Origin of the sequence: Streptomyces sp. R-74717 (assembly GCF_047305335.1) — a bacterium.
Lineage (GTDB): Bacteria > Actinomycetota > Actinomycetes > Streptomycetales > Streptomycetaceae > Streptomyces > Streptomyces atratus.
This window is the reverse complement of the sequence record NZ_CP102361.1, coordinates 9,716,172-9,740,663: the sequence shown is the minus strand read 5'-3', so window position 1 is coordinate 9,740,663 and position 24,492 is coordinate 9,716,172. Positions and strand designations below refer to the sequence as shown.

Genomic DNA, 24,492 nt, shown 5'->3' with positions numbered 1-24,492 from the left:
GAAGGACCACGTGACCGCCAGGACGGTGCCTGACACAAGCCAACTGCGGGAATCGGTCATACCGGTTCAGAATGCCCTCTCAGAGGGCGTTTAAGTACCTCTGTTCCGAAAAGCGGCTTCTATCGCTGCCTCAGTTCATGATGATTACAGCCGTTATGCGGGCTTCATCTCCCCTTGATGAGTGAACCTCGTAGTCCGTTTCGCGAACTTCTGCTACCGGAAGTCCGTCTGGTTTGAAAATGCGACAGAACCGCCCGATGGTCAGCGGAACAATCCATTCCGCGCCATCCGTGAAGACGGTACAGCGTGAGCCAGCGCAAGCCGTACCCCAGCGACCTGTCCGACGCCCGGTGGGCCTTGATCGAGCCGACTCTGACGGCCTGGCGGAAAGCCCGGCTCGACCGCCGCCCAACCGGTCAGCCGGCGAAGGTCGAACTCCGCGATGTGTTCGACGCGATTCTCTACCTGAACCGCACCGGAATCCCCTGGAAATACCTCCCGCATGACTTTCCTGGCCACGGCACCGTCTACTTCTACTACGCCGCCTGGCGCGACGAGGGAATCTTCGCCCAGCTCAATTACGACCTCACCGCCCTGGCCCGCGTGAAGGAAGGCCGCAAGCCCGATCCGACGGCCTCCGTCATCGACACCCAGAGCATCAAAACCTCCACCAACGTGCCCGTGACCAGCCAGGGAACCGATGCCGCGAAGAAGATCGTGGGCCGGAAGCGAGGCATCCTCACCGACACGATCGGCCTGATCCTCGCCGTGACCGTCACCGCCGCCAGCCTCTCTGAAAACGCCCTGGGGATACGCCTCCTCGACCAGGCGAAAAACACCTACCCAACCATCGCCAAGAGCTGGGTCGACACCGGCTTCAAGAAGGCCGTCGTCGAACACGGCGCGAAGCTAGGAATCGATGTCGAAGTCGTCGACAAGAACCCCGGAACTCGCGGCTTTCACGTCCTGAAAAGGCGCTGGGTGGTGGAGCGGAGTATCGGTTGGATCATGATGCACCGACGCCTTGTCCGTGACTACGAGACCCTCTCCGTCAGCTCCGAAGCCATGATCCACCTCGCTTCGATCGACAACCTCGCCAAGCGCATAACGGACGAGACCACGCCAACCTGGCGAGGAACCTACTAGGGCATAAGAGGCAAGTCGCCCACTCTAAACGCCCTCTCAGTACCCCTGACCAGCAGGGTGCCGCCGTCCCGGCTCCAGCTCAGCTCGTACGTGCCTGTGGCAATGGGGCGGTAGCCGTCATCGGCCTGCCAGGAACCCGACGGCCGCCAGGCAATGCCGGTCGGGCCCACCGCGTACGCCTGGGCACACTGATCAATTTCCATCCTGATTTCGCAGGTCACGGGGCTGGCGTGAGTCGATGGCGGGGTACTCGGGCTGGTCTGGAACATGATCGGTAGCAGGTGATCGATTGCCACGGGCCTCGTTCGCGGAAGTCGCCGTACGGGCGGTTGTCTCCTCGTAGGGTCCGGCAGGAAGATCCGGCCCGGGGAGGGGAAGTTCATGGTGGATGTACTGACATGGACGGTGGAACGGCGGGTCCTGCTGGCCGACCGCGCCGAGCGGCTGCGTAAGGAGCTCGCCGAGATCGATGTCGAGGTGGCCCGGCTGGAGGCCGCGGAGGTGGTGTTCGGCCAGTACGCCGAGGCGACGGACGGCGGCAGGCGGGACGATCCGGTGGTGGAGCCCGATCCGGTGGAGCCGGATCCGGTGGAGCCGGATCCGCCGGCGACGCAAGCGTCGGGAGCCGGCGGGATGCTGCTCGTGCCGCACCGCGTCGAGGGGATGAGCGAAGAGGTGCTGCCCGCCGACTATCAGCGGATTGTGCAGGTGGTCGCGGGTGCATCCGACGGGCCGGTCAAGACCCGAGAGGTGTGCGAGAAGCTGGGGCTGGGCGTGCTGCCCGCGCAGACCGAGGCGATGCGGGGCAAGCTGAGGCGGCTCGCGGACCGGGGCTGGCTGCACCGCACCCCGTCAGGCCGCTACGGACCGCGCTGACACCAGCCCGGCATCCGGCCGCAAAGTGGCCGATTCCTGCCACAACGCGAGGGCCCCCGGCGGGAGTTGGCGTGTTTTGTGAAGAACAACCAGCCCGCCGAGGGCTCTCAGGATGCTGTCTACCAGGTTCGCCTTCCGGTGTCGAAGTCGACCATCGACCTCGTCGCCGACCTGATACGCAAGCAGCGCAAGAGGCTGGGCACCCGCTGGCGCAAGGTCACCCCGGGAACCCAAGCGATCATCGTGCTCGCCGTTCTCCGTCATGACCAGCGCCTTCTGGACATGGCCGGCGGCAACGACGTCTCCGCCTCGACCGTGCGCCGATGGGTGATCGAAGTGATCGGCCTGCTCTCTGCCCGCGCCCCGCGCCTGGACCGGGCCCTGAAGAAGATCGCCGACGATGGCGGGGTGGTCGTCCTGCTGGACGGCACTCTCGTGCGCACCCGCCGCCGCACCGGGACAGAGAACCGCAAGAACTACAGCGGGAAACACAAGTCCCATGGCCTGCTGTTTCTTGCGCTCACCGACGAGAAGGGCAACCTGATCTGGATCTCCGCGGCCAAGCCCGGGCGGTCCAGCGAGATCACCACCGCCCGCCACAGCAAGCTCACCGAGCATCTCCGCGAGGCCAAACTCGGGGCCCTGGCCGACCTCGGCTTCGTCGGCCTGGACGACGACCCTGACAACCCGGTGATCATCACCGGCCGCAAGGCCACCCGCAACCACCGGCTCACCGACGCCGAGAAGGAGGCCAACCGCCTGCTCAGCCGTGAACGCGCCGCCGTCGAGCACGGCTTCGCAAACCTGAAGACCTGGCGATTCCTCAGCAAGGTCCGTATGAACACCCGCCACGCGACCACCCTCCTGCGGGCCCTACTCGTCCTGGCGAACAGCGAAGTGCAGAGGTGACAGACGATCTCCCTCTGCCGATCATGTCCTGGCCAGCACGAGTACCCCACTACAAGCTCACACCAGGCCCGTGACCAGCGAAATCAGGATGAAATTTCCTCACTGCTGGTCATCGACCCCGACCAGTCGTCCGGCACCCACCCGACCGCACCCGCCCCCGCACCCGCACCCGCACCCGCCGAAGCCGACGCGGCTGTCATGCACCTCTCCCCCACCGCCACCCTGCGCACCGCCCTGACCGACGACGCCCTCACCCTGCGCCGACACCTCGACCAGGTCCTGACCGACCTCCCGAGCGACTGCGCCACGCACCAAACAGGGCACCAAGCAGGGCTTCATGGACCGGCCGAAAGGCACATGCTCGAAAGCCGGGCGGCGTCGGGCGATTGAGCCCCGCTGTCCACGGCGGACGCTGCCGCCCCCGAGGTGCAGGCAAACAGGCATGCAGGCATGGGCCGATACGACGCCATGGCTGCTTTGGCCAAGTTCAAGTGGCGATTTTCAGCCAACGGTTACTGGTGGGGCAGCCGGGGGCGGTGGGGGCTGTCTCGGTTGACTATTGATCAATTACCTTGTGTCGTAAGCCAGTCACTGACCTTGAGGGAGCCCCATGTCCACCGCACAGCAGGTGCCCGACATCCTCTCGCCCGAGTTCGCCGCGGACCCCTACCCGGCGTACCGTCTGATGCGCGACACCGCGCCCCTCATCTGGCACGAGGCCACGCAAAGTTACATCGTCTCGCGCTACGAGGATGTCGAGCGCGTCTTCAAGGACAAGAACGGCGAGTTCACCACCGACAACTACGACTGGCAGATCGAGCCCGTGCACGGCAAGACGATCCTCCAGCTCAGCGGCCGTGAGCACGCCGTGCGCCGCGCCCTCGTCGCCCCTGCCTTCCGCGGCGCCGACCTCCAGGAGAAGTTCCTTCCCGTCATCGAGCGCAACTCGCGCGAACTGATCGACGCCTTCCGGAACTCCGGCTCCGCCGACCTGGTCAACGACTACGCCACCCGCTTCCCGGTCAACGTGATCGCCGACATGCTGGGCCTCGACAAGGCGGACCACGCGCGCTTCCACCGTTGGTACACGTCCGTCATCGCCTTCCTCGGCAACCTCTCGGGTGACCCCGAGGTGGCCGCGGCGGGCGAGCGGACCCGTGTCGAGTTCGCCGAGTACATGCTGCCGATCATCCGGGAACGCCGCGAGAACCTGGGCGACGACCTGCTGTCCACGCTGTGCGCCGCCGAGGTCGACGGTGTGCGGATGAGCGACGAGGACATCAAGGCGTTCTGCAGCCTGCTGCTCGCCGCCGGCGGCGAGACCACCGACAAGGCGATCGCCAGCATCTTCGCGAACCTGCTGCTCCACCCCGACCAGCTCGCCGCCGTCCGCGCGGACCGCGACCTGATCCCGCGGGGCTTCGCCGAGACCCTGCGGTACGCCCCGCCCGTCCACATGATCATGCGGCAGTCCGCGACCGAGGTGAAGCTCAGCGGCGGCACCATACCCGCCGGCGTCACCGTCACCTGCCTGATAGGCGCCGCCAACCGCGACGAGAGCCGCTACCGCGACCCCGACCGCTTCGACATCTTCCGCGACGACCTGACCACCACGACCGCCTTCTCCGCCGCCGCCGACCACCTCGCCTTCGCGCTCGGCCGGCACTTCTGCGTCGGCGCGCTGCTCGCCAAGGCGGAGGTCGAGATCGGCGTCAGCCAGCTGCTGGACGCCATGCCTGACATACGCCTCGCCGACGGCTTCGACCCGGTCGAGGAAGGCGTCTTCACCCGCGGACCGCAGCGTCTGCCGGTGCGGTTCACGCCCGTGACGGCCGCCTGACCGCCTTACCGGCACCACCGCCGAGGTGATAGGCCCCGCCCAGGGGCCCATGTGCCGCACCACCGGGTGGGCCGGGGTGCCGCGCCGACCGGGCGCCCGTCCTACCGGGTCATCGGGCGCCCGCCCTACTGCACCACCGGCGTGAACTGCACCGGCAGCGCCGTCAGCCCCCGCATCCAGATCGACGGACGCCAGGTCAGCGTCTCCGGCTCCACCGACAGCACCAGGTCGGGCAGCCGCTCCAGCAGCGTCTCGACCGCCGTCCGCGCCATCACGTCCGCCAGCAGCGGTGCCGGATAGGGGCAGCGGTGCTCGCCGTTGCTGAACGACAGGTGCGCGGCGTTCTCCGCGCCCACGTGCGCCTCCGGCCAGATCTGCGGATCGGTGTTGGCTGCGGCCAGCCCCAGCACCAGGCAGTCGCCCGACCGGATCTGCCGCCCGCCCAGCTGGGTGTCCCGAACGGCCCAGCGCCCGATGAAGTTCTGCGTCGGCGTGTCCAGCCACAGCGCCTCGTTGAGCGCCTCGCCCACACTGAGCCGGCCGCCCGACACGTTCACCGCGAACCGCTCGTCCGTCAGCAGCAGCCGCAGCGTGTTGCAGATCCAGTTCGCGGTCGGCTGCTGCGCCGCGGCGATCACCGAGATCAAGTCCTGGACGATCGCCTCGTCCGCCAGTCCCGCCGGATCCAGCAGCATGCGCGAGGTGACGTCCGGACCGGGGCTTTCCCGCTTGTCCTTCACCAGCTGCCGCAGCCGCTCGCCCACGCGCCCGTACGCCGCCACCGGGTCGTCGCCCTCCGCCGCGTCCAGCGAGATCCGCAGGTCCTCGACGAGCTGCTGGGTGTCCTCACCCGAGGTCGGCATCCCGCACATCTGCACCACGGCCCGCATCGGCAGGGCATGCGCGTATCCGGTCATCAGCTCCGCCTGCCCGCTGCCCGCGAAGTCGGCGATGAGCCGGTCGGCGATCAGCTGGCAGTTGCGCGCCAGCTCGAACTGGTCGACGCCCTCCAGCGCCTGAGTGATCACTCCGGCCCGCCGCCGGTGCTCGTCGCCCTCGGTGAACAGCACCGACGGCTGGTAGCCGACGTACGGCAGCAGCGGCCAGTCCGCCGGGATGTTCTCCCACTGGTTCCAGCGCCGGGAGTCCCGCGCGAACAGCTCGTCGTGGCTGGTCACGTACGTAACCTCGGAATAGCCGAGCACCAGCCAGGCCGGGATGTCCCCGTCGAGCAGCACCGGCGCGACCGCGCCGTGCTCGCGGCGCATCGCGCGGTACAGCTGCGACGGCGTCTGCTGGTACTCGAGCCCCGCCAGGCGCACCGCGTCGGTGTGGGCGGGGCAGCCCGGCGGAGCCGGTTGCGCGGAAGAGGGGTCGGTCATGGTGTCGCCTCCTGGGCCATCGCCAGTTCGTACAGTTGGTCCACGAGGGTGACCAGCACGTCCTTGCCGGACTGCCGGACCCGCGCGTCGCAGTCGAGCATCGGCACGTGCTCGGGCAGCGCGAGCGCCTGGCGGATCTCCTCCAGGGAGTACCGGTGGGTTTCGTCGTCGAACCGATTGACGGCCACCACGAACGGCGTCTTGTGGTGCTCCAGCCGGTCTATCGCGTACCAGGAGTCGTTCATCCGGCGCGTGTCCACGAGCACCACGGCACCCAGCGTTCCGGAGAACAGCCTGTCCCACAGGAACCAGAAGCGCTCCTGGCCCGGCGCGCCGAACAGGTACAGCACCATGCGTTCGTTGAGGCTGATCCGCCCGAAGTCGAACGCCACCGTCGTGGTCGTCTTCGTCGAGACCGCACTGGTCTCGTCGACGCCGACGCCGGCCTGCGTCATCACCTCCTCGGTGTTCAGCGGCCGGATCTCGCTCACCGAGCGGACCAGGGTGGTCTTGCCGACACCGAAACCGCCCACGATGACGATCTTCAGGCCGGTCTCCGCCGCGTCGGCCAGTGGCGTGCGGTGAGAGGGCAGCTCAGAGGTTGCGGAGCCCATGGAGCACCTCCTTGAGAAGGGCGGAATCGGGGAGCGAGGCGACGGACTGCGCCGCGCGCGGGTGGCGGGCGGTGATGCGGCCCATGTCGAGCAGGTCGCCGAGCAGGATCCGCACCACCGTGATGGGCAGTTTCAGCTCCGCGGCGATCTCGACGACAGCCGTGGGGTGTCGGCACAGCTCCAGGATCCGGGCGTGCTCCGACTGCATTCCCGCCGTGGGCCGGCACTCACTGACGATCAGGGTGACCAGGTCGAAGGAGTCGTCGGCGCGGCTCCGGCCGGCCGTGACCGTGTAGAGCCGGTCGGGGTCACCGGTGTCCACGGGCTTGCGTATCACGACGCGGCACTCCCCGGAACGGGCTCTCGGGGCTCGGCGCGCAGGTGCTCGCCGATCTGCTCCACCAGATCCGTCATCTGATGGCCCACCACGCCGGGGTCGGCATCCTCCTCGGCGAGGACGGCCAGATGCGCTCCCTCGCCGGCCTCCACGATGAACAGCAGGCCGCCGTGGAACTCGGTCATGGACTGCCGGACGCCGCCGGTGCCGTCGCCGAACTCCACGGACGCGCCTTGGGCCAGGGCCTGCATGCCGGAGCAGATCGCCGCCAGCTGGTCGCCCTGGTCGAGCGTCAGATGTTCGGTCCAGCAGAGCTTCAGGCCGTCCCGGGACAGGGCCAGAGCGTGCCGGGTGCCGGGGGTGCGCTCCAGGAGGCTCTGGAGGAGCCAGGTGAGGCTGTTTTCGGTGGTCTGCATGATGGGTGATGGGACGGTGGTGCCGGTTGACCGGTCACCGGCCCGTACCTCCAATCTCAGGAACTCGAGCGGGACGTGGGCGCCGACGCCCCGGGCGCCGTACGGGAAAGGGGTCGGCGGCTACGGGGCGGCCGGCGGCTCGGACTCGGGCCGGGCATCCGGCCCGGCGGTGCCGCCCGCTGCCCGGCGCCCGCGGTGGAAGGCGCCGAACCGTGCGCCCGCGTCGCGTGCCGGGCGCTGCTCCGGGCGGTCTCCGTCCGCCGCCTCGGACGCGGCCCCGGATGCCGCCTCGGACGCCGACCGGCGCTGCTCGCGCTCCCGCTCCGCCTCGGCCATGGTGCGGCCGGGGGCGCGGACGGGCAGGCCGTTCAGCGTGGAGCCGGTGGCGCGCCGGGGCTGTCCCTGTTCGGGCAGCTCCGGCCGGGCGGCGGGCCGCTCCGGGACGCCGGGGCGCGAGGTGGGCTCGGGCACCGGAGCCGGGGCGGGCGAGGCGGCGGGGGCGGGGCCCGGCGTGGGCGCGGTCCCCGCGGCGGGGCGGCCGTCCGGCCCGCGCGACACCGACTCGCGCTGCTGAGCGAGCAGTTGCTGGGGCAGCAGGACGACGACGCCGGTGCCGCCGCGCGACGAGGGGCGGTAGTTGACGCTGATGCCGTACTTCACCGCGAGCCGTCCGACCACGGCGAGGCCGAGCCGGGTGCCCTGGAGCGAGGCGAGGTCGGTCATGTGACCGGACACCGCCTCCTCGGCGCGGCGCATGGCCGCGTCGGCCATCTTCAGGCCGCTGTCCTCGATGGTGACGACCATGCCGGCGCTGCGGTCCTCGACGTAGACGTGCACCTCGTCGATGGGCGGGGAGAAGTTCGCGGCGTTATCCATCAGTTCGGCGAGCAGATGCATGACGCCCTCGGCGGCGAAGCCGGAGATCGCGGCGGTGGTGGAGCAGTGCAGGCGCACCCGCTGGTAGGCGGCGATTCGGCCGACGGCGCCGCGCAGGATGCTCTCCATCACGATCGGCTTGTTCCAGGCGCGGCTGGACCGGCCGCCCATGAGCAGCGCGAGCCGGTCGGTCATCAGGCCGAGCTGGGAGGTGCTGTGGTCCAGCTTCAGCAGGTCGCCGAAGACCTCCTCGCCATGTCGTTCCTGCATGTCCCGCAGGTCGGCGAGCATGCTGACGGACTTGGCCTGGACGCGGCTGAGCGCCCTGGCGGAGGCGGCCTGTGCCGCGGCGGCGCGCCGCTCGCTGTGGGCGAGTTCGCGGACGAACGACTCGGTCGGGGTGCGGACCATGGGCAGCCGCGGCAGGTCGAGTTCGGCGAGCACCGTGTCGGCAGACTGGCCCTCGCGCAGCCGGGCAACCGCGGCAGGCAGGGTCTCCTGCGCCAGCCGCTCCAGCGCGGCGGCCGCCTCGTTCAGCCCGTACTGGGCCTGCCGGCGCTCGCCGTCCAGGGCGGCCGCGTGCTGCACGCCTTCCTCGACGGCGGCGGCGAAGGTGTGCACGATCCGGCCCAGCTGCGGGTCGGACGGCGGGGGCACGCTGCTCAGCGCGTCGGCCGCGCTCGTGCCGTCCCGCAGTTGCTTGGCCACGGCGGGCAGCGTCACGTTGACCAGATGCGCGGTCTCCGCCGACAGCTGCGCCGACTGCGCCTTGAGACGGCCGGTCTCGGAGGTCTGCGCGGCGGCCGTGCGCCGGGCCCGCTGGACGAGCCGGTGGCTGACGAGGACGGCCGCGGCCACGCACACCCAGGCGACCGCCGCCACGGTCAGCACCCAGGTGCGGGCGCCGGACGGCGCCAGGGCGACGGCCACGCCGCCGGCCGCGGCACTCACCAACAGCATGACCAGGGGCGTGGTCGGCGAGGTGCGCGGCGCCTTCGCCGGCCGGTGCTGACTGAGCGGTGCAGGCACTGACATTCCGCGGTCCCTCGGTCCATGAGATCAGAAGAAACGGGGCAGCCGACTCACCGCGGCCGCAGGTCGGAAATGGGGTCGTCAAGAGGACGACGATCTTCCGACCGGTTACCTGCTCATGCTAGCCACACTGCCGCCCGAGAAGATCTGACTAGCTGCACAGTCCGCCGGTGACCCAAGTTCGTCGTGAACCAACCGCCTGAACGCCTGTTCGTGATAAAGGAGATGACGTCCCTCAGCCCGGCTGACGCACAGGGGCAGGCTGCCGAATGCGTTGAAGAAGTGTCAAAATTGTAAAAGTGAACGCCGTCCACACGTCAACTCCGAACACCAACAACCACTTTCCAGCCAACCACATGCAGGCCGAAGCCGAACCCACCCAACTTCCAGGGCTGTTGGGACACCCGGCGAGGGTGGCAGCGACTGAGGTGAACCCCGGTCAGCGGAAGGACGGCACGCCCCGGGCGAGGTGAGCGGCAGACGAGTCGGGCTGTACGCCGGGTTCTGTTCCCCGGGTTCCTCGCGGAGCCCGGGGCGACGGCCATCCATCTGGCGCCCTGACCGCATTGGTTCGCCGGGTGGGATCCGGCAGGATCTTGTGCATGTTCGAAGAGAAGCTCGAAGCGCTCTCGCAGGCGATGGCCGAGCACATGGCCATGCCGTTCCCGCCAAGCTTCCGCGGCCTGGACATCGAGGACCAGGACATGGTGATGCTTGATGCGGACGCCTACGGCTACGCCCTGGGTGTTCTCAAAGGCCCGCTCGACGAACAGCGCGGTGAAAGCTTGATCCGGCTGACGGCGGTGTTCGAGAAGGTTCTCCCGGCGATCGACGACGAGTACGCGACCAGGTACTACACGCACGTCCGCGACATGGCTGTGCTGGCCGCTTGCCCGCCTCCGACGACCAGTCACGGTCCGGTCCTGGCGTGCCGCGGAATCGCAAGATGCTTGTCGCAGGTGGCGCAGTGTTCGCTGCAGCGATTGCCGCGGTTGTCATTGTCGTGGCCACATCAGGAGATGGAACTCGGGCCCCGCAGGCCGGTTCATCCGGCACGGCAGCGGACCACACGGCACCCGCTGCGGAGCAGTCCGGCGCGAAGGGGCAGGGGATGCCGCCGGGGTGCGAGAACCAGACTGACGTCTTGGAAAAGTGGAACCAGGTCCCGCTCGGCGGAACGGTGCCGCTTCCGCCGACCGAGAACACCCTGACCGAGATCGTGGACCTTCAGAAAGCCAATCTGGCCAAGGCGGTTCGTCCGGCGCTCAAGACCGCGCTCCAGAACGACATCGACACTGCAGAGAAGGCCCTCAAGGCGCTTCGTGCTGATGACTCCGAGACGTATCGGCAGGCCGTGACGAAGGACAAGCTCGAGCACCTGACCGAGATCTCCGACGCCTGCTTCTTCAACGATCTCGGTCCGTCGCCGTCGCCGAGTTGACCGCGAGTTCGAGACATCAGCCCAGGTAGCGCGTAACCGCGTCCGGCGCGGTGCGAAGCGGGCTGCCACCCGGGCTTCATGCCCAGGCTCTCGGGCCGCGGCTTCCCGCACCACTCAAACGGGTTGGGAACGCTGCCCCCAGTCCTCGCTTCAGACATGGCTCAAGCCTCACCCCGGCCTGAGCCGGGGCACCATCTGACCCAACAGCCATCACCCGGACGAGGAACGCCCGCCTCCGAGGGCGGCGGCCTACAACGCTCGCCACCACGACGGTGTTGATGACCGACTGTTCGTGATCAACACAGCTGCGTGATGGCCATCACACCTTGATCAACTCTTCCGTCCGGAGCGTGACGCGTGAGCGCATCACCGGATCACCTGACCCGAGCGCGGGCCGCGGACTCCGACCGCCGACGAAACCGGGTACTCAAAGCCCTCGACCAACTGACCGCTGCTGGGGAGGAGACCAGCGTCTCGTCGGTCGCCCGCGCCGCTGGCGTCCACCGCAGCCTGATTCACCGCCACGGAGACTTTCACGCGGCCGTCATCGCCCGCGCGGGCCAGCCCCTGCCCGGCACGACCGCCGGAACGCAGGTCAGCCGCAAGTCGCTGCTGGCCGACGTCGCGAACCTCACGGCCCGCAACGGACGACTGGTCGCGCACATCACCCGGCTCGAACGGCGCCTGTCCGAGGCCCTGGGCCAGACAGCCTGGAAAGCCTCCGGCCTCGGCGCCCCGGCCGACGTCGCGAACCTCACGGCCCGCAACGGACGACTGGTCGCGCACATCACCCGGCTCGAACGGCGCCTGTCCGAGGCCCTGGGCCAGACAGCCTGGAAAGCCTCCGGCCTCGGCGCCCCGGCCGACGTCGAGACGCTCACGCGCCGCACCACCGAGCTGGAACAGCAGATCCTCGACCTCCGCGGCAAACTCGCCGAACGGGACGAGGACCTTGAAGCCGCCCGCGCTGCGAATCGTGAACTGATGGCGCAGGTCAACCGCTGAGAGCCTGTGACTGAGCCCTCGTCGTCCGTCCGAAGGCAGGGCGCTGAACTCGTACTTGACCGGGAGGCGCCGACGCTCACCGCTGAGGCCGCCAGCTACTCACGAAGCACTCGGTGGTGATCGGCCCGTCGGCGGCGCCCTGCTGTGACCGCGTGACACGGACCGAGCTGGTCAGCGGCATCGTGATCCTGTCCACGCTCCACACCAAGCCCAGTTGGCGAGGCCATATGGTGCGCTGATGGAAACGGAGCAATGTCGTACCAGCCGAGTGACGCGATCAGCCCTGTACCCGGTCATCGCCACGGGGTTCCTGCTCCTCGCCATCGCTGCGTGCTGGAGCAGCGTGTTGCTCATCGTCCTTGGGCACGTGACCCCCAGTTGGGCAGTGAGCGCAACCCTGCTCTTCGTGTCGCTGGTCCTTATGCGAGTCGCTGCCGCACGGCGCCGGTCGGAGGCTGACCGGACGACACCGCATCGTGTGACTCTGCCACGATTCATACGTGGCCCGCTGGCGGCCGTAGCCGCACTGGGCAGTGCGTTCGGCGTGTTAGGCGACCTCAGTTCGGATTACCACGTTCTTCACCCCACAGGCCCGCACGGTTGCACAGCCGTTGTGCGGGAGACGTCGTTCTTGTCCGCCGGCAGCGGCGAGATGTACGCGGTGGGCCCGACCGGCATTGCCTGGCGGCCGTCGGGTTCCTGGCAGGCCGATGACGGCTACCGCCCCATTGCCGCGGGCACGTACGAGCTGAGCTGGAGCCGGGACGGCGGCACCCTGCTGGTCAGGGGTACTGAAGGCAATCCGGTCATGGACGGATTGCACAGCGTCGACTGCAACTGACGTGCAGCCTGCGGATGTTCATATCGTCATGCGCCCCAATCAGGCCGCCGCCTCGGTCCGCGGCACCTGTCGCGCACCCGACACCCACCGGTGCATGCCGCTGAGCTGGGCAACCGTGACGTCCTCCGGGCTCACACGTCCCACAACCCCGAGAGAAGCAACGTGGTCGTCACCGGCTTCACAGCCACCCGCGCTCACAAGCTCACACCCGGCCGCGAGGCGGCGCAGGAGAACGACGGCGCCACGGCCGAAGACCCGGAGTGTGACGGCCAGGATCATCAGGTCACCGGCGAGTTGGCTGGTCACAGACGATGGCCCCTTCCTTGTGAACCACCAGGCCCTATGGGGTGGGTCCGGGAGTGCGCCGTCGTGCGCCTCCATCCACAACGACGTCTGCCAGGACGGATGTGTGCAGCGGCAACTGAAGAAAAATTACCGAGAACGAAACCATAGTGACGCATACATGTTCACCATCGCTTACCCAGCGCCTCTAGCCACCCTGCGCCTCCCAAAACGCCACCGCCCTCACCAGCGAGCACGCGAATGGGTTCATCACTCAACGTAGATTTGCACAAATAAAGCAAACGGCGAGAGCGTTGATGTAATCACCCAGTTCACATCGACTTCGGTTGGGCGCCCCGAATGACCTCCGAAGAAGCCGCAGCAGCACGGACAGCTCGACGCCGTTCGAGTGACTCTCGCTGTGACTGGGCATTCGAGTTGGCATCATCCGCCGGATGACGTGCTCAGTACGGGGTGGCGCTCAGGGGGCACGGAAGTCCTTCGTGTCCGGGTACGTCACGTGGGTACAGCCGCGCCGCTTCGTGATGTCGTCAACGTACGCGCGGAACAGGGCCGACAGCGTCCGGGGGCCGAGCACGTTGTCATAGGTGTAGCTGGAGCTGAGGGTGTGCAGGGCGGGCTTGCCGTCGCAGATGGAGGAGGCCCACCACGCGCCGCTTGCGTGTCCGGCCGTTCCCGCTGTGATGATCTTGTCTTCGCCGCCACTGGCGTCGTATCCCACCGTGCGCGCCTCTGCGTCGAAGTAGGAGGCGGTGCGTAGCCACCACGGTGAGTGAGTGAGCGCACTGCGTGCGTAATCGTGTTCGTCGTCGTGCAAGCCGTCGACGATACGGCCCACCTGGTCGGGGCTGACCGCTAGAAGGCAGCTTTCGATGGGGGACGCGTCCAGGGCAGGTGCCGCGAGGGCACGGTCGGGCAGCCGGCCTTGCCCTCGCTCCTCGATGTGTCGGGCAAACCAGCGGCATGAACCGTCCCTCGCCTGCGCGGGGCGGAGGTCAGACGGCACGGACGCCAACTGGTTGTCAGGCAGGGCGGGCAGCTGGCTCTGGCAGCCGATCCGGTCGATGAGCTCCTCGGTGGCCGAGCGGGCGATGTGGGCGAGGCGCTCACGGTCCGCTGCGGAGACATCCTCGTACTCGGCGCGGGAAGTGCCTTCTGAACTGCAATGCCAGTGAGTTAGCGAGTGCGTGCTGATCAGAGGCTTGCCGATGGTGAGTTGAGGCGGGTTTTTCCTCTGGTTGCGTTCTGTGGTTCGTCACTTCCGGTGACGCTGACTCGAAGGCTAGGACGCGGCAACGGAGCTCCCGGTAGGAGAGAAGATCGACCAAGATCCGACTGTCCGCAAGAAAATTCCGTTGGGCGCTCAGGGTGTTATTGCCTGCCCGTCGTCCACCAACTTTGCAGGCCAGGATGGCCTGTTGCACGTCGCACCGGTGGCGCCGGGCCAGCGTTTCGGTGAGCACGTCCGTCTTGGCGTACTCACAGAGGAGATCACTCCCAAGCTGGTGGACGAGGTCGTGGAGCACAGTGGCCGCACCGAGTACCGCCGCCGTCTGGTGCCGGCCCGCACCGTGGTCTACTTTGTCCTGGCCCTGTGCCTGTTCAGCAGTTCCGACAGCGCCGGGCCGCCGGGATACCGGTCGGTTCTGCGCACGTTGACGGAGAAGCTGCGACACCTGCCGGGCGTGTGCGTGCAGCGCCTGGCTACGAGTTCGGCCCTGACCCGGGCCCGGCAGCGGCTGGGCGCCAAGCCGTTGCAGATACTGTTCGAGCGGCGCTGCGGCACGCTGGCCACGACGGCGACCTCGGGCGCGTTCGCGTTCGGGCTTCGGCTGGTTGCCTGGGACGGCACCGCACTGGACGTCCCCGACACCACTGCCAATGCACGGGAGTTCGGGTTCACCGGCAAAGGCGGCGTCAATCAGAGCGGACACCCGCAGGTCCGTCTGATGGCGCTGACCGAAACCGGCACCCACGCCCTGGCCGACGCGGCCTTCGACGCCATGGCCAGGTTCAGCGAGCAGCGGCTCGCCCGCCAACTACTGGCTTCCCTGCGGCCGGACATGCCACTACTGGCCGACCGCAACTTCGCCGGATACGAACTGTGGGGCCTGGCCCGCGCCACCGGCGCCCACCTGGCCTGACAGATCAAGAAGAACCTGGTCTTCGTGCCGCTGCGGGTCATGTCCGACGGGTCCTACCTGTCCATCATGCGCACGCCCGCGGAGAACATCCGCCACGGCCAGGCCCGCGCGGCCGGACGCACCCTGACCGAGCCGCCCCGGGGACACCTGGTACGGATCATCGAGTACACCGTGACCATCCACCCGCAGGCCGGCCCACCCCGCACCGAGACGTTCCGGCTGGTCACCAGCCTGCTGGACCACCGCCTCGCCCCGGCCCACCAGCTGGCGAGGGCATATCACCAGCGGTGGGAGATCGAAAACGGATTCGCGGAACTGAAGAACCACCTGCGCGGCGCCGGATTCATCCTGCGCTCCAAGGCGCCTGAGCTGATCTACCAGCAGATCTACGCCCTCCTCACCGTCTACCAGGCACTATGCGCACTGCAGACGCGCGCGGCAGAACACGGCGGGACCGATCCTGACCGGATCTCCTTCACCGTCACGGTGCAACTCGCCCGGCTGGCCGTCGCCGCCCAGGCCGCAGCCGACGTCACCACGCTGGACACCGCCCGCCGCGAAGTCACCACAGAGCTCTTGGCCGCCCTCCTACCGCCCCGGCACAACCGCAGTGTCAGCGCATCAAGAAGCCGCCCAAGAACACCTTCGAGGTCAGAAAACGGGACCAGCCCCGCACTCCCAGCAACGTCCGCTACACACTCAAAGTCACCAAGCACCCCACCTGACCTGCACCGACGCGTTAACTCACCAGCATTGCAGCTCAGAAGGCACTTTCTGCTTTCTCGATCACCTACCGGACAGCGCCCCTCGTGAAAGCCCGAGGCTAGTCCGCGAAGTAGTGGGGATACCGGGCCTGGAGGCCGGGGGCGGTCTCCAGCACTCTGCGGGCGTGTCTGCTGATGTGGGCGTGGCCGTGTACCGCGTCGCCGGACTCCAGCGCGTCCACGATCGCCGTGTGCTCGTCGATGAGGACCCGCACCGTCTCGGGGTCGGGCAGGCTGAGCCGCCGGAACCGGTCCAGGTGCATCTTCATCGGCTGCATCAGCTGCCAGGCGCCCGGATAGCCGCTCATTTCGAAGATCTGCCGGTGGAGCGCCTCATCGGCGGCGAAGAAACCGCCGAGGTCGTGGGCCTCGTGACAGCGTTCCTGTTCGGCGAGGAGGATGCGCAGCCCGGTGACGTCCCGCTCCGGCTTCTCGCAAGCCGCAGCGAACGCGGCCAGTTCCAGACTCTCGCGGACGAAGCGCGCCTGCTCCACGTCGTGCAGCCGGATCGGCTCCACCCGGGTGCCCACCTGAGGCACGACCGAAACGAGACCGCCGTCCACCAGCCGCGCAATGGCCTCGCGCAGCGGCGTACGGCTGACCTGCAACTGCTCGGCCAGATCCGTCTCCGACAACGACGCACCCGGCTCGATCCGCAAGTCACGGATGGCCGCGGCCAACTCCTCGTACACCCGGTCGGAAGTGCGCTGGCGAACACGCAGCCGCCCCACCGATGCGAGGGCCGACACCGCGTTCAGACGACTATGCTCCAACTTCACGTCGGTCATCATCGCACGTCGGCCCACTTGTATGCAAGTATCCCTGTGGGCTGAGGGCGCCCGGCCGGTCTGGACGCGGCCCTGGAGAGCTGCCGCGTCCGGACCGGTTCCCCAGCTCTCGCAGTCGCGGGTAAGACCCCCAAATTCTCCCGGAGAATTCCTGCCACCGAACTGCGGAAGCGCCGGACGTGCACACGATCTTTTCGCGTGCACGTCCGGGGCTTTCCGCTGGAATTTCCGGGGGAAATCGCGCGTCAGTCGAGGCCAAGGGCGTTGAGGACGCCCTGGAGATAGCCGATCGCGTGGGCGCGGCCGCGGCTGCAGTAGGCGCCAGAGGAAATGTCGAGCCAGGTGTCGGGGTCGCCGACCATGGCCGGCACATGGTCGTCGATGATGAAGCCGTCGAATCCCACGTCGTGGAGGCGGCGTATGACACGGGCGGGGTTGTAGTTTCCCTCGCCGAGGAAGCACTCACGGAAGGACGGAACGGTTCCCTGGACGTCCCGGAAATGGACGTAGGAGATCGCACCGAGCGGACCGAGCGTGTCGATGACCTCGTTGACGGCGCCCTCACCGCCCATCTCGGAGACCGTGCCGAGGCAGAAGTCCAGTCCCCAGGCCGGACTTCCCTTCGCCTGCTCGCGCGCTGCGGCCAGCGAGGCCGGCGAGTTGAAGATGCGCGCCGCGCCGCCCAGCGGCTCATCCACCGGCGGATCGTCCGGGTGCAGTGCCAGCCGCACCCCGGCTTCCTCGGCGACGGGCAGGACGGCGTCGAGGAAGTACTGGTGGTTGGCCCACATCTGCTCGGCCGTGATCGGCTCGGACAGCAGCTCGGTGGGCGAAAGCCGGTAGGAGGCGAGCGCGTTGCCGGCGCCGATGCCTGCCAGGTCGAAGGAGGTGACCTTGGCGCCGCCGCGGCCGGCCACGTCCATGTCGGTACGCCACACGAACGTCGGCAGCCAGTTGTAGCCGAGCATGTCTATGCCGACCACGCCCATGTTCCGGACGGTCGTGCGGTAGTTCTCGATCTGTTCGTCCCGCCCGGGAAGGCCCCGCTGAACTTTCCAGAAGTGGGCCAGCGGGACGTTCTCCAGGCCGTCGATCCGCAGCCCGTCGGCGTCGCAGCGCTCGCGCAGCGCCCGCAGCTCCTCCAGGCTCCAGTAACCCGCCTCGCCGGGCAGCAGGTTGGGGGTGTGGAACTGGACGCCGGTGAGCCCGAGCTGATGGGCGAAGGTCGCCGTCCTGTCGTCGTAGACGTCGATGTGACCGAGGGAAAGCCTCAGCGTCATGCTCGTACCGCTTTCTGGGTCTGCCGGCCGAGGCCGTCGATTTCGACCTCGACGAGGTCGCCTTCGGTGAGATGGGGGAACCGCGCGGAGAGCGCGACGCCCTCGAGGGTGCCGGTGTTGACGATGCCACCGGGCTCCAGGACCCTGACCCGGCTGAGCGGGTGGATCAGCGTGGCGACATCGAAGATCATGTCCGACGCCGAGGAGGACTGCCGGGGCTCGCCGTTGGCCCAGGACCGCAGCCCGAGCGCCTGGGCATCGGGGGCCTCGTCGGGCGTCAGCAGCCAGGGGCCCAACGGGTTGAACGTCTCGCAGCTCTTACCCTTGGACCGCTGGCCGCCGCTGGTCTCCAACTGGAGCCGGTGCTCCGAGACGTCGTTGGAGACGGTGTATCCCCCGATGCAGGCGAGCGACTGCTCGGGTGACTCCGGATAGCAGGCCTTCCGGCCGATCACGACGGCGAGTTCGACCTCCCAGTCGGTCCGGTCCGATCCGTGCGGGAGCAGGAGGTCGTCGTACGGGCCGACGACAGTGTTGGGGGCCTTGTGGAACACCACCGGGTGCTCCGGCGGAGGCGATCCGGACTCGGCGACGTGGGCGGCGTAGTTCAGGCCGCCGCACAGCACGACGCCGAGGCGGGCCAGGGGCGGGCTGATGCGCAGGCCGGTGACGTCGAAGGGCGGCAATGCGCCGGCCGCGAGCGCGGCGCGGGCGCGTCCCACTCCGCCGCTGCCGAGGAAGGCGCCGTCGATGTCGGCGGCGACGGAGCGCAGGTCGTGGTACTCGCCGTCCGGGGTGGCCGCGACCGGCGTCTCGGCGCCGGGCGGGCCGATGCGCAGGAGTTTCATGATGGTCCATTCCGCAGAGAAGGAAAGGCCGGCCCGGTGCGGAGCCCACCGTCGGCGGTCGGCGTCGGCGGTCGGCGTCGGCGGTCGGCGGTCGGCGTCGTCGGTCCGGCCTGTCCTGCTCATCCGGCGAAGTACCCGGGATTCCGGACCTGGAGGCCGGGGGCGGTCTCCAGCACTCTGCGGGCGTGTCTGCTGATGTGGGCGTGGCCGTGTACCGCGTCGCCGGACTCCAGCGCGTCCACGATCGCCGTGTGCTCGTCGATGAGGACCCGCACCGTCTCGGGGTCGGGCAGGCTGAGCCGCCGGAACCGGTCCAGGTGCATCTTCATCGGCTGCATCAGCTGCCAGGCGCCCGGATAGCCGCTCATTTCGAAGATCTGCCGGTGGAGCGCCTCATCGGCGGCGAAGAAACCGCCGAGGTCGTGGGCCTCGTGACAGCGTTCCTGTTCAGCGAGGAGGATGCGCAGCCCGGTGACGTCCCGCTCCGGCTTCTCGCAAGCCGCAGCGAACGCGGCCAGTTCCAGACTCTCGCGGACGAAGCGCGCCTGCTCCACGTCGTGCAGCCGGATCGGCTCCACCCGGGTGCCCACCTGAGGCACGACCGAAACGAGACCGCCGTCCACCAGCCGCGCAATGGCCTCGCGCAGCGGCGTACGGCTGACCTGCAACTGCTCGGCCAGATCCGTCTCCGACAACGACGCACCCGGCTCGATCCGCAAGTCACGGATGGCCGCGGCCAACTCCTCGTACACCCGGTCGGAAGTGCGCTGGCGAACACGCAGCCGCCCCACCGATGCGAGGGCTGGCGGGCCGCCTCGGAGGTTTCGATCCGATTTCACGACATGATCCTTGCATACTGAAGAACTTGTATGCAAGCATCCGAGTCACCGCCAGGCAGTCCCGGGTTACAAGCGGATGCACCTGGAATTTCATGCGGAGAGCAGCTGAGTCGCCAACGAGAGAGGAAGACTCGTGCTGATGCATCTGTCGAATACGACACCACCCTCCGGCCCGGACGTCCCCGTGCTCTCGGCCACCGGGATCTCCAAACGCTTCGGCCACGTCACGGCACTGACCGACGTGTCCCTGGAGGTGGCCCCCGGCGAGGCCGTGGCCCTGATGGGCGACAACGGCGCGGGCAAGTCCACGCTGATCAAGATCCTGTCGGGCGCCCTCGCTCCGGACAGCGGCGAGTTGCGCGTACGCGGCGAACAGGTCCACTTCACTAACCCTTCGGACGCCCGCGCTGCCGGCATCGAGACCGTCTACCAGGACCTCGCGCTGGCCGACGACCTGTCCGCCCCCGCCAACCTGTTCCTGGGCCGTGAGCGCCGTAAGCCGGGACTGCTGGGCCGGCTGGGCGTCCTCGACAACAAGCGGATGCAGACCGAGGCGGAGGACTACCTGCGCACCCTCGGCGCCCGCGTTCCGGACTACCAGGCTCCGGTGCGGATGTTCTCCGGCGGCCAGCGCCAGACCGTGGCGATCGCCCGGGCCGGGGTCTGGGCCCGCGAACTGGTCATCATGGACGAGCCCACCGCCGCACTGGGCCTCGTCCAGACCGAGCAGGTCGCCCAGCTGATCAAGCGCACCCGGGACCGGGGCATCGCCGTCATCGTCATCAGCCACAGCGTGCCGTTCGTGACCGACGTGGCCGACCGCATCGTCGTGCTCCGTCTCGGCTCCACCGCCGCGACGCTGTCGCCCGCCACCACCTCGCACGACGAGATCGTCGCCGCCATAACAGGCGCGGCGGCCGGAACCCCGACCGACCCGCAGGGAAGCACGCGATGACTCCCCATCTCCCCATCCCCACGGTCGGCGCGGACGTGTCCGGTCCGGACGCCGCGAACCGCGTGCGCCGCGCAGCCGCCGCACTGACGAGCAACTGGGTCTTCCTGGCGCTGGTCGTCCTCGTTGTGGCCTTCTCGGTTCAGGCCGGCGGAACGTTCTTCGACGCGGACAACTTCCGCAACATCCTGTTCAACGCCTCCGGGACGATCCTGCTGGCCGTCGGCACCGCCTATCTGATCATCGGCGGCCAGCTTGACCTGTCCATCGGATCCGTGCTGGTCTTCAGCCAGGTGATTGCTGCCAAGACGATCGTCGCGGTCAGTGGGTCCGCGGAAAGCGGCTACCCCGACGCCGGTGCCACCATCGCGCTCGGCATCGCCGTTGCCGTGGTCGTCGGCGCGGCGTGGGGCCTGCTCAACGGCGTCCTTGTCACCCGGCTGAAAATCCCCTCGTTCATCATCACGCTCGGCACTCTCGGCATGGCCCTCGGCCTGGCACAGGTCATCACCAAGGGCACCGACGTCACCGGGCTGCCGCCGCAGATGGTCACCGGCATCGGCATGCGCCAGGTGCTCGGGCTGCCGCTGCCCGTGTGGATCGCCGCCGCCGTGGCCGTCGTGGCCGGCCTCGTCCTTGCCAGGACGCAGTTCGGCCGGTACACCTACGCCATCGGCTCCAACGCCGAAGGCGCCCGCCGCAGCGGCATCAAGGTGACCCGCCATCAGGTCGTGCTCTTCACCATGATGGGCGCCCTCGCGGGCCTGGCCGGCGTCCTGGACGTCGCCCGATACACCACCACCCAGGTCAGCGGCCACAGTGCCGACAACCTCGTCGCCATCGCCGCCGTCATCATCGGCGGGGCCAGCCTCTTCGGCGGCCGCGGCACCATCTTCGGCACCGCCGTCGGCGTCATGATCCCGGCCGTGCTCAACAACGGACTGGTCATCGTCAACGTCCAGCCGTTCTGGCAGACGGTGGCCATCGGCGCCATCCTCATCGTCGCGGTCGCCGTCGACGACATCAAACGCCGTCAGCAACTGCGCGCGTCCTGACCTCCCTCGCACCACCCCGGACCTCCCCCGTACACACGGAACGGATCATCCCATGCTCCGCAGAATCACCCGGTCCGCGCCGGCGGTCACGGCCGCGGCCGCCGCCCTCGCCCTGTCGGCCTGTTCCTCCTCCGAAGCCCCCGCGAACGCGACCGGCGGCAGCTCCGGCAAGCAGCGCACCATCGCCTTCATCCCCGGGTGCACCTGCGACCCGTACTACTCGACCGAGATCACCGGCTTCGAGGCCGCGGCCAAGGCCGCCGGGGTCACCCCGATCGTGCAGGGCCCGGCCAACTTCCAGCCCTCCGAGCAGATCCCCGTCCTCCAGGCGGTCGTCCAGAAGAAGCCTGACGCCATCGTCATCGACCCGACCGACGCCACCGCGCTCGCCGCCCCGATCGCCGCGGCCGTCGCACAGGGCATCCCGGTGATGACGACCGGCAACAACGTCAACAGCGACAAGATCTTCACCGCCATCGCGGCCAGCTCCGTCCAGGGCGGCAAGCTGGGCGCCCAGGAGCTCATGAAGCAGATACCCGAAGGCGGCAAGGTCGTGTTCGTCCACATCAAGCCGGGCATCAGTTCCATCGACGACCGCGAGAAGGGCTTCCGGGAGGCCTTCGACGGTCAGTCCAAGTACAAGGTGCTGCCCAACCTGTACGCCGGCAACGACTCCGCCACGCAGGCCGCCGGCCTGGTGCAGTCCGCCATCACCGCCAACCCCGACCTGGTCGCCATCTTCGCCTCGAACGTCATCACCGCCGAGGGCGCGGCCAACGCGGTCAGGGCCGCCGGCAAGACCGGCAAGATCGCCGTGCTCGGCTACGACGCGAGCCCGCAGGAGGCCACCAACCTCAAGACCGGCACCCTCACCGCCATCGTCTCCCAGAACCCGTACAAGATCGGCCAGTTGGCCGTGAAGAACGCGCTGAAGTACATCGAGGGCGACCGCAGCATCCCCAAGGATCAGCCGCTCGTCCCGCTGGTCATCACCACGGACAACCTGGACGACCCGGCCTCCCGGACCGGCCTGTACAAGTAACCCCGCGCCGCCCGCGCGACACCCCGGGGCCACCCCTGCCATCGGCCCCGGATCCCCTCCCCGCAGTCTCCACGCAGAAGGACCGCACACCCATGGAATTCGAGGGCAAGTCCGCACTGGTCACCGGCGGGTCCAGCGGCATCGGCCTGGCCACGGCCGAGCTCCTGGCCGCCCGCGGCGCACGGGTGGTGTGCGCGTCCGTCACACCGCCGGAGGCCGCCGTCCACGACGCGATCACCTACGTCGAAACCGACGTCACCGACGAGTCCTCGGTCGCCGCCGCCGTCGGTCACGCCGTCCGGCACCACGGCGGACTCGACGTCCTCGTCGCCTGCGCCGGCATCCAGCGCTACGGCACCGCCGCCGACACCCCGCGCGCAACCTGGGAGGAGGTGATGGCGGTCAACGTCGAGGGCGCCTTCCTCGCCGCCAAGCATGCCCTGCCCGCCCTGCGCGCCTGCGGCGCGGGTTCGATCGTGCTCGTCTCATCCGTCCAGGCCTTCGTCACCCAGACGAACGTCGCCGCCTACACCGCGAGCAAGGGCGCCCTCAACGCCCTCGCCCGCTCCATCGCGGTCGACGAGGCGCCCTTCAACGTACGGGCCAACACCGTATGCCCCGGCTCCGTCGACACCCCCATGCTGCGCACCGCCGCCGCCCGCTTCGCCGACAGTCCCCAGGCGGCCGACGACCTAGTCGCCACCTGGGGACGCAGCCACCCGCTCGGGCGCGTCGCCCGGCCCGCGGACATCGCCGAGGCCATCGCCTTCCTCGCCGGGGACCGGGCCGGCTTCATCACCGGGGTCGCCCTGCCCGTCGATGGCGGCCTGCTCGCCCAAGTGGCCGTAGCGCTTCCCGACTGACCCCCGCCGACACCAACCAACCACCGGAGCAACGATGTTGACCATCGACATCTCCGTCGCCGTTCCGGGCACCGCCCGGGTGGGCGAGGGGCCGTTCTGGGACCCCGCCACCAACGAGCTGACTTGGGTGGACATCCTCGACGGTGCCATCCACACGGCCGACCCCACCCGGCCGGACCCCCGTACCACCGTCCTGCCGACCCTCGTCGGCGCTGCCGTCCCGAAACGCTCCGGCGGATTCGTCGCGGCCACCACTGAAGGCTTCACGGACATCCGCCGCGACGGCAGTTGGACCACCCGCCGTACCGTCCTGCCGCCCGGCCGGCGCATGAACGACGCCAAGTGCGCCCCGGCCGGGCGGCTGTGGGCCGGCAGCTGCGAACCAGACTTCGCCACCGGCTGCGGCGCTTTGCATGTCCTCGACACCGACTGGACGGTCCATCACGTCCTGTCCGACGTGACCCAGCCCAACGGGCTTGGCTGGAGCCCGGACGGCCTTGCCTTCTACCTGATCGACACCGTCGCCCGGGAGGTCAACACCTTCGACCTTCTGCCTGACCGGCTCGCCCTCGGCAATCGCCGCGCCCTCGCACGCTTCCCCTCCGGCGGCGGGGAACCCGACGGGATGGCGATCGACGCCAAAGGCTGCCTGTGGATCGCCCTGTGGGGCGGCTGCCGACTCGTCCGCCTCGACCCCGAGGGCCACCTCCTCAGCGAAGTCCCCCTGCCCGTCGCCCAGCCCTCCTCCTGCGCCTTCGGCGGCCCCGACCTCGACGTCCTGTACGTCACCACGGCCCGAGAGGGCCTCGGACTCCACCCTGTCGGTCCCGCCGGCTCCGTCCTGGCCGTCCGCGGCCTCGGCGTACAAGGCCTGCCCACCACCCGATTCGGAGGCTGAC

The 24,492-nt window shown here is 68.8% G+C and carries 26 protein-coding genes; 15 read left to right on the top strand and 11 right to left on the bottom strand.

The annotated features are described in order from the left end of the window. The first annotated feature begins 306 nt into the window (after window positions 1-306). The 5 genes from NRF20_RS44330 to NRF20_RS44310 all read left to right on the top strand — a co-directional run bounded on the left by NRF20_RS44330 (window position 307) and on the right by NRF20_RS44310 (window position 4,771). Window positions 307-1,146 (top strand): IS5 family transposase, encoded by an 840-nt coding sequence (locus NRF20_RS44330; protein WP_413754386.1) that lies wholly within the window; start codon window positions 307-309, stop codon window positions 1,144-1,146. A gap of 381 nt (window positions 1,147-1,527) precedes the next feature. Continuing rightward, complete coding sequence (locus tag NRF20_RS44325; protein WP_413754293.1) at window positions 1,528-2,022, top strand: hypothetical protein; 495 nt, start codon at window positions 1,528-1,530, stop codon at window positions 2,020-2,022. A gap of 78 nt (window positions 2,023-2,100) precedes the next feature. Next, window positions 2,101-2,931: a transposase family protein gene (locus NRF20_RS44320; protein ID WP_413751748.1), complete on the top strand. Its 831-nt coding sequence runs from the start codon at window positions 2,101-2,103 to the stop codon at window positions 2,929-2,931. Between the two features lie 198 nt (window positions 2,932-3,129). Then, entirely contained in the window at window positions 3,130-3,321 is a 192-nt protein-coding gene (locus tag NRF20_RS44315) for a hypothetical protein (protein ID WP_413754385.1), read from the top strand. A 220-nt stretch (window positions 3,322-3,541) separates the two neighbouring features. Beyond that, window positions 3,542-4,771 (top strand): cytochrome P450, encoded by a 1,230-nt coding sequence (locus NRF20_RS44310; protein ID WP_398635036.1) that lies wholly within the window; start codon window positions 3,542-3,544, stop codon window positions 4,769-4,771. A gap of 125 nt (window positions 4,772-4,896) precedes the next feature. On the opposite strand, the gene NRF20_RS44305 is transcribed toward NRF20_RS44310, so the two are convergent. The 5 genes from NRF20_RS44305 to NRF20_RS44285 all read right to left on the bottom strand — a co-directional run bounded on the left by NRF20_RS44305 (window position 4,897) and on the right by NRF20_RS44285 (window position 9,431). Continuing rightward, window positions 4,897-6,153 carry a cytochrome P450 gene (locus tag NRF20_RS44305; RefSeq protein WP_398635035.1) on the bottom strand — a complete coding sequence of 419 codons (1,257 nt, stop codon included), beginning with the start codon at window positions 6,151-6,153 and terminating at the stop codon, window positions 4,897-4,899. After that, complete coding sequence (locus NRF20_RS44300; RefSeq protein ID WP_398635034.1) at window positions 6,150-6,767, bottom strand: GTP-binding protein; 618 nt, start codon at window positions 6,765-6,767, stop codon at window positions 6,150-6,152. The genes NRF20_RS44305 and NRF20_RS44300 overlap by 4 nt, the downstream gene beginning before the upstream one ends. After that, on the bottom strand, window positions 6,748-7,104 hold the full coding sequence (locus NRF20_RS44295) for a DUF742 domain-containing protein (protein WP_398635033.1): 357 nt from the start codon (window positions 7,102-7,104) through the stop codon (window positions 6,748-6,750). The genes NRF20_RS44300 and NRF20_RS44295 overlap by 20 nt, the downstream gene beginning before the upstream one ends. Then, window positions 7,101-7,520 carry a roadblock/LC7 domain-containing protein gene (locus tag NRF20_RS44290; RefSeq protein WP_398635032.1) on the bottom strand — a complete coding sequence of 140 codons (420 nt, stop codon included), beginning with the start codon at window positions 7,518-7,520 and terminating at the stop codon, window positions 7,101-7,103. The genes NRF20_RS44295 and NRF20_RS44290 overlap by 4 nt, the downstream gene beginning before the upstream one ends. Before the next feature lie 120 nt (window positions 7,521-7,640). Next, window positions 7,641-9,431 carry an ATP-binding protein gene (locus tag NRF20_RS44285; RefSeq protein ID WP_413754384.1) on the bottom strand — a complete coding sequence of 597 codons (1,791 nt, stop codon included), beginning with the start codon at window positions 9,429-9,431 and terminating at the stop codon, window positions 7,641-7,643. Between the two features lie 964 nt (window positions 9,432-10,395). Between NRF20_RS44285 and NRF20_RS44280 the strand changes: the two genes are divergently transcribed. The 3 genes from NRF20_RS44280 (at window position 10,396) to NRF20_RS44270 (ending at window position 12,715) form a co-directional block, all read left to right on the top strand. Beyond that, the gene (locus NRF20_RS44280; RefSeq protein ID WP_398635030.1) at window positions 10,396-10,869 is read left to right on the top strand and encodes a hypothetical protein; all 474 of its coding nucleotides are present in this window, start codon (window positions 10,396-10,398) and stop codon (window positions 10,867-10,869) included. 357 nt (window positions 10,870-11,226) lie between these two features. After that, on the top strand, window positions 11,227-11,874 hold the full coding sequence (locus NRF20_RS44275; protein WP_398635029.1) for a hypothetical protein: 648 nt from the start codon (window positions 11,227-11,229) through the stop codon (window positions 11,872-11,874). A gap of 631 nt (window positions 11,875-12,505) precedes the next feature. After that, on the top strand, window positions 12,506-12,715 hold the full coding sequence (locus tag NRF20_RS44270) for a hypothetical protein (protein WP_398635028.1): 210 nt from the start codon (window positions 12,506-12,508) through the stop codon (window positions 12,713-12,715). Window positions 12,716-12,754: 39 nt separating this feature from the next. Here the strand turns inward: NRF20_RS44270 and NRF20_RS44265 are convergent, their stop codons facing one another. Both NRF20_RS44265 and NRF20_RS44260 read right to left on the bottom strand, forming a co-directional pair. Then, window positions 12,755-13,021, bottom strand: a complete 267-nt coding sequence (locus tag NRF20_RS44265) for a hypothetical protein (RefSeq protein ID WP_398635027.1) — start codon at window positions 13,019-13,021, stop codon at window positions 12,755-12,757. Between the two features lie 457 nt (window positions 13,022-13,478). Next, window positions 13,479-13,835 carry a hypothetical protein gene (locus tag NRF20_RS44260; RefSeq protein ID WP_398635026.1) on the bottom strand — a complete coding sequence of 119 codons (357 nt, stop codon included), beginning with the start codon at window positions 13,833-13,835 and terminating at the stop codon, window positions 13,479-13,481. A gap of 601 nt (window positions 13,836-14,436) precedes the next feature. On the opposite strand from NRF20_RS44260, the gene NRF20_RS44255 reads away from it, so the two are divergent. Beyond that, window positions 14,437-15,162 (top strand): transposase domain-containing protein, encoded by a 726-nt coding sequence (locus tag NRF20_RS44255; protein ID WP_413754383.1) that lies wholly within the window; start codon window positions 14,437-14,439, stop codon window positions 15,160-15,162. Window positions 15,163-15,186: 24 nt separating this feature from the next. After that, a complete protein-coding gene (locus NRF20_RS44250; RefSeq protein WP_413754382.1) occupies window positions 15,187-15,975 on the top strand; it encodes a transposase in 789 nt (262 codons plus the stop codon). A gap of 10 nt (window positions 15,976-15,985) precedes the next feature. Here the strand turns inward: NRF20_RS44250 and NRF20_RS44245 are convergent, their stop codons facing one another. From NRF20_RS44245 to NRF20_RS44230, 4 genes are all read right to left on the bottom strand, one after another. Next, window positions 15,986-16,705, bottom strand: a complete 720-nt coding sequence (locus NRF20_RS44245; protein WP_413754381.1) for a GntR family transcriptional regulator — start codon at window positions 16,703-16,705, stop codon at window positions 15,986-15,988. A gap of 254 nt (window positions 16,706-16,959) precedes the next feature. Beyond that, entirely contained in the window at window positions 16,960-17,994 is a 1,035-nt protein-coding gene (locus tag NRF20_RS44240; protein WP_413754380.1) for a mannonate dehydratase, read from the bottom strand. Beyond that, window positions 17,991-18,842 (bottom strand): fumarylacetoacetate hydrolase family protein, encoded by an 852-nt coding sequence (locus NRF20_RS44235; protein WP_413754692.1) that lies wholly within the window; start codon window positions 18,840-18,842, stop codon window positions 17,991-17,993. The genes NRF20_RS44240 and NRF20_RS44235 overlap by 4 nt, the downstream gene beginning before the upstream one ends. Window positions 18,843-18,961: 119 nt before the next feature. Further along, window positions 18,962-19,681, bottom strand: coding sequence for a GntR family transcriptional regulator (locus NRF20_RS44230; RefSeq protein WP_413754379.1), 720 nt, complete (start codon window positions 19,679-19,681; stop codon window positions 18,962-18,964). A gap of 139 nt (window positions 19,682-19,820) precedes the next feature. Here NRF20_RS44230 and NRF20_RS44225 point away from each other — a divergent pair, with 139 nt between their 5' ends. The 5 genes from NRF20_RS44225 (at window position 19,821) to NRF20_RS44205 (ending at window position 24,491) form a co-directional block, all read left to right on the top strand. Next, on the top strand, window positions 19,821-20,636 hold the full coding sequence (locus NRF20_RS44225) for an ATP-binding cassette domain-containing protein (protein ID WP_413754691.1): 816 nt from the start codon (window positions 19,821-19,823) through the stop codon (window positions 20,634-20,636). Continuing rightward, a complete protein-coding gene (locus tag NRF20_RS44220; protein WP_413754378.1) occupies window positions 20,633-21,688 on the top strand; it encodes an ABC transporter permease in 1,056 nt (351 codons plus the stop codon). Before NRF20_RS44225 ends, NRF20_RS44220 begins: the two co-directional genes overlap by 4 nt. Window positions 21,689-21,740: 52 nt before the next feature. Next, window positions 21,741-22,730, top strand: a complete 990-nt coding sequence (locus NRF20_RS44215) for a substrate-binding domain-containing protein (RefSeq protein WP_413754377.1) — start codon at window positions 21,741-21,743, stop codon at window positions 22,728-22,730. Window positions 22,731-22,822: 92 nt separating this feature from the next. Continuing rightward, window positions 22,823-23,593 carry an SDR family NAD(P)-dependent oxidoreductase gene (locus NRF20_RS44210; RefSeq protein WP_398634446.1) on the top strand — a complete coding sequence of 257 codons (771 nt, stop codon included), beginning with the start codon at window positions 22,823-22,825 and terminating at the stop codon, window positions 23,591-23,593. Window positions 23,594-23,627: 34 nt separating this feature from the next. Further along, on the top strand, window positions 23,628-24,491 hold the full coding sequence (locus NRF20_RS44205) for an SMP-30/gluconolactonase/LRE family protein (protein ID WP_413754376.1): 864 nt from the start codon (window positions 23,628-23,630) through the stop codon (window positions 24,489-24,491). Window position 24,492: the final 1 nt, after the last annotated feature.

Bases quoted from the DNA above. Each gene is read 5' to 3' on its own strand.
- NRF20_RS44285 (WP_413754384.1), bottom strand. From the start codon at position 9,431: ATGTCAGTGCCTGCACCGCTCAGTCAGCACCGGCCGGCGAAGGCGCCG.
- NRF20_RS44210 (WP_398634446.1), top strand. From the start codon at position 22,823: ATGGAATTCGAGGGCAAGTCCGCACTGGTCACCGGCGGGTCCAGCGGC.
- NRF20_RS44205 (WP_413754376.1), top strand. From the start codon at position 23,628: ATGTTGACCATCGACATCTCCGTCGCCGTTCCGGGCACCGCCCGGGTG.
- NRF20_RS44290 (WP_398635032.1), bottom strand. From the start codon at position 7,520: ATGCAGACCACCGAAAACAGCCTCACCTGGCTCCTCCAGAGCCTCCTG.
- NRF20_RS44235 (WP_413754692.1), bottom strand. From the start codon at position 18,842: ATGAAACTCCTGCGCATCGGCCCGCCCGGCGCCGAGACGCCGGTCGCG.
- NRF20_RS44220 (WP_413754378.1), top strand. From the start codon at position 20,633: ATGACTCCCCATCTCCCCATCCCCACGGTCGGCGCGGACGTGTCCGGT.
- NRF20_RS44240 (WP_413754380.1), bottom strand. From the start codon at position 17,994: ATGACGCTGAGGCTTTCCCTCGGTCACATCGACGTCTACGACGACAGG.
- NRF20_RS44315 (WP_413754385.1), top strand. From the start codon at position 3,130: ATGCACCTCTCCCCCACCGCCACCCTGCGCACCGCCCTGACCGACGAC.
- NRF20_RS44310 (WP_398635036.1), top strand. From the start codon at position 3,542: ATGTCCACCGCACAGCAGGTGCCCGACATCCTCTCGCCCGAGTTCGCC.
- NRF20_RS44300 (WP_398635034.1), bottom strand. From the start codon at position 6,767: ATGGGCTCCGCAACCTCTGAGCTGCCCTCTCACCGCACGCCACTGGCC.
- NRF20_RS44225 (WP_413754691.1), top strand. From the start codon at position 19,821: ATGCATCTGTCGAATACGACACCACCCTCCGGCCCGGACGTCCCCGTG.
- NRF20_RS44305 (WP_398635035.1), bottom strand. From the start codon at position 6,153: ATGACCGACCCCTCTTCCGCGCAACCGGCTCCGCCGGGCTGCCCCGCC.
- NRF20_RS44215 (WP_413754377.1), top strand. From the start codon at position 21,741: ATGCTCCGCAGAATCACCCGGTCCGCGCCGGCGGTCACGGCCGCGGCC.
- NRF20_RS44325 (WP_413754293.1), top strand. From the start codon at position 1,528: ATGGTGGATGTACTGACATGGACGGTGGAACGGCGGGTCCTGCTGGCC.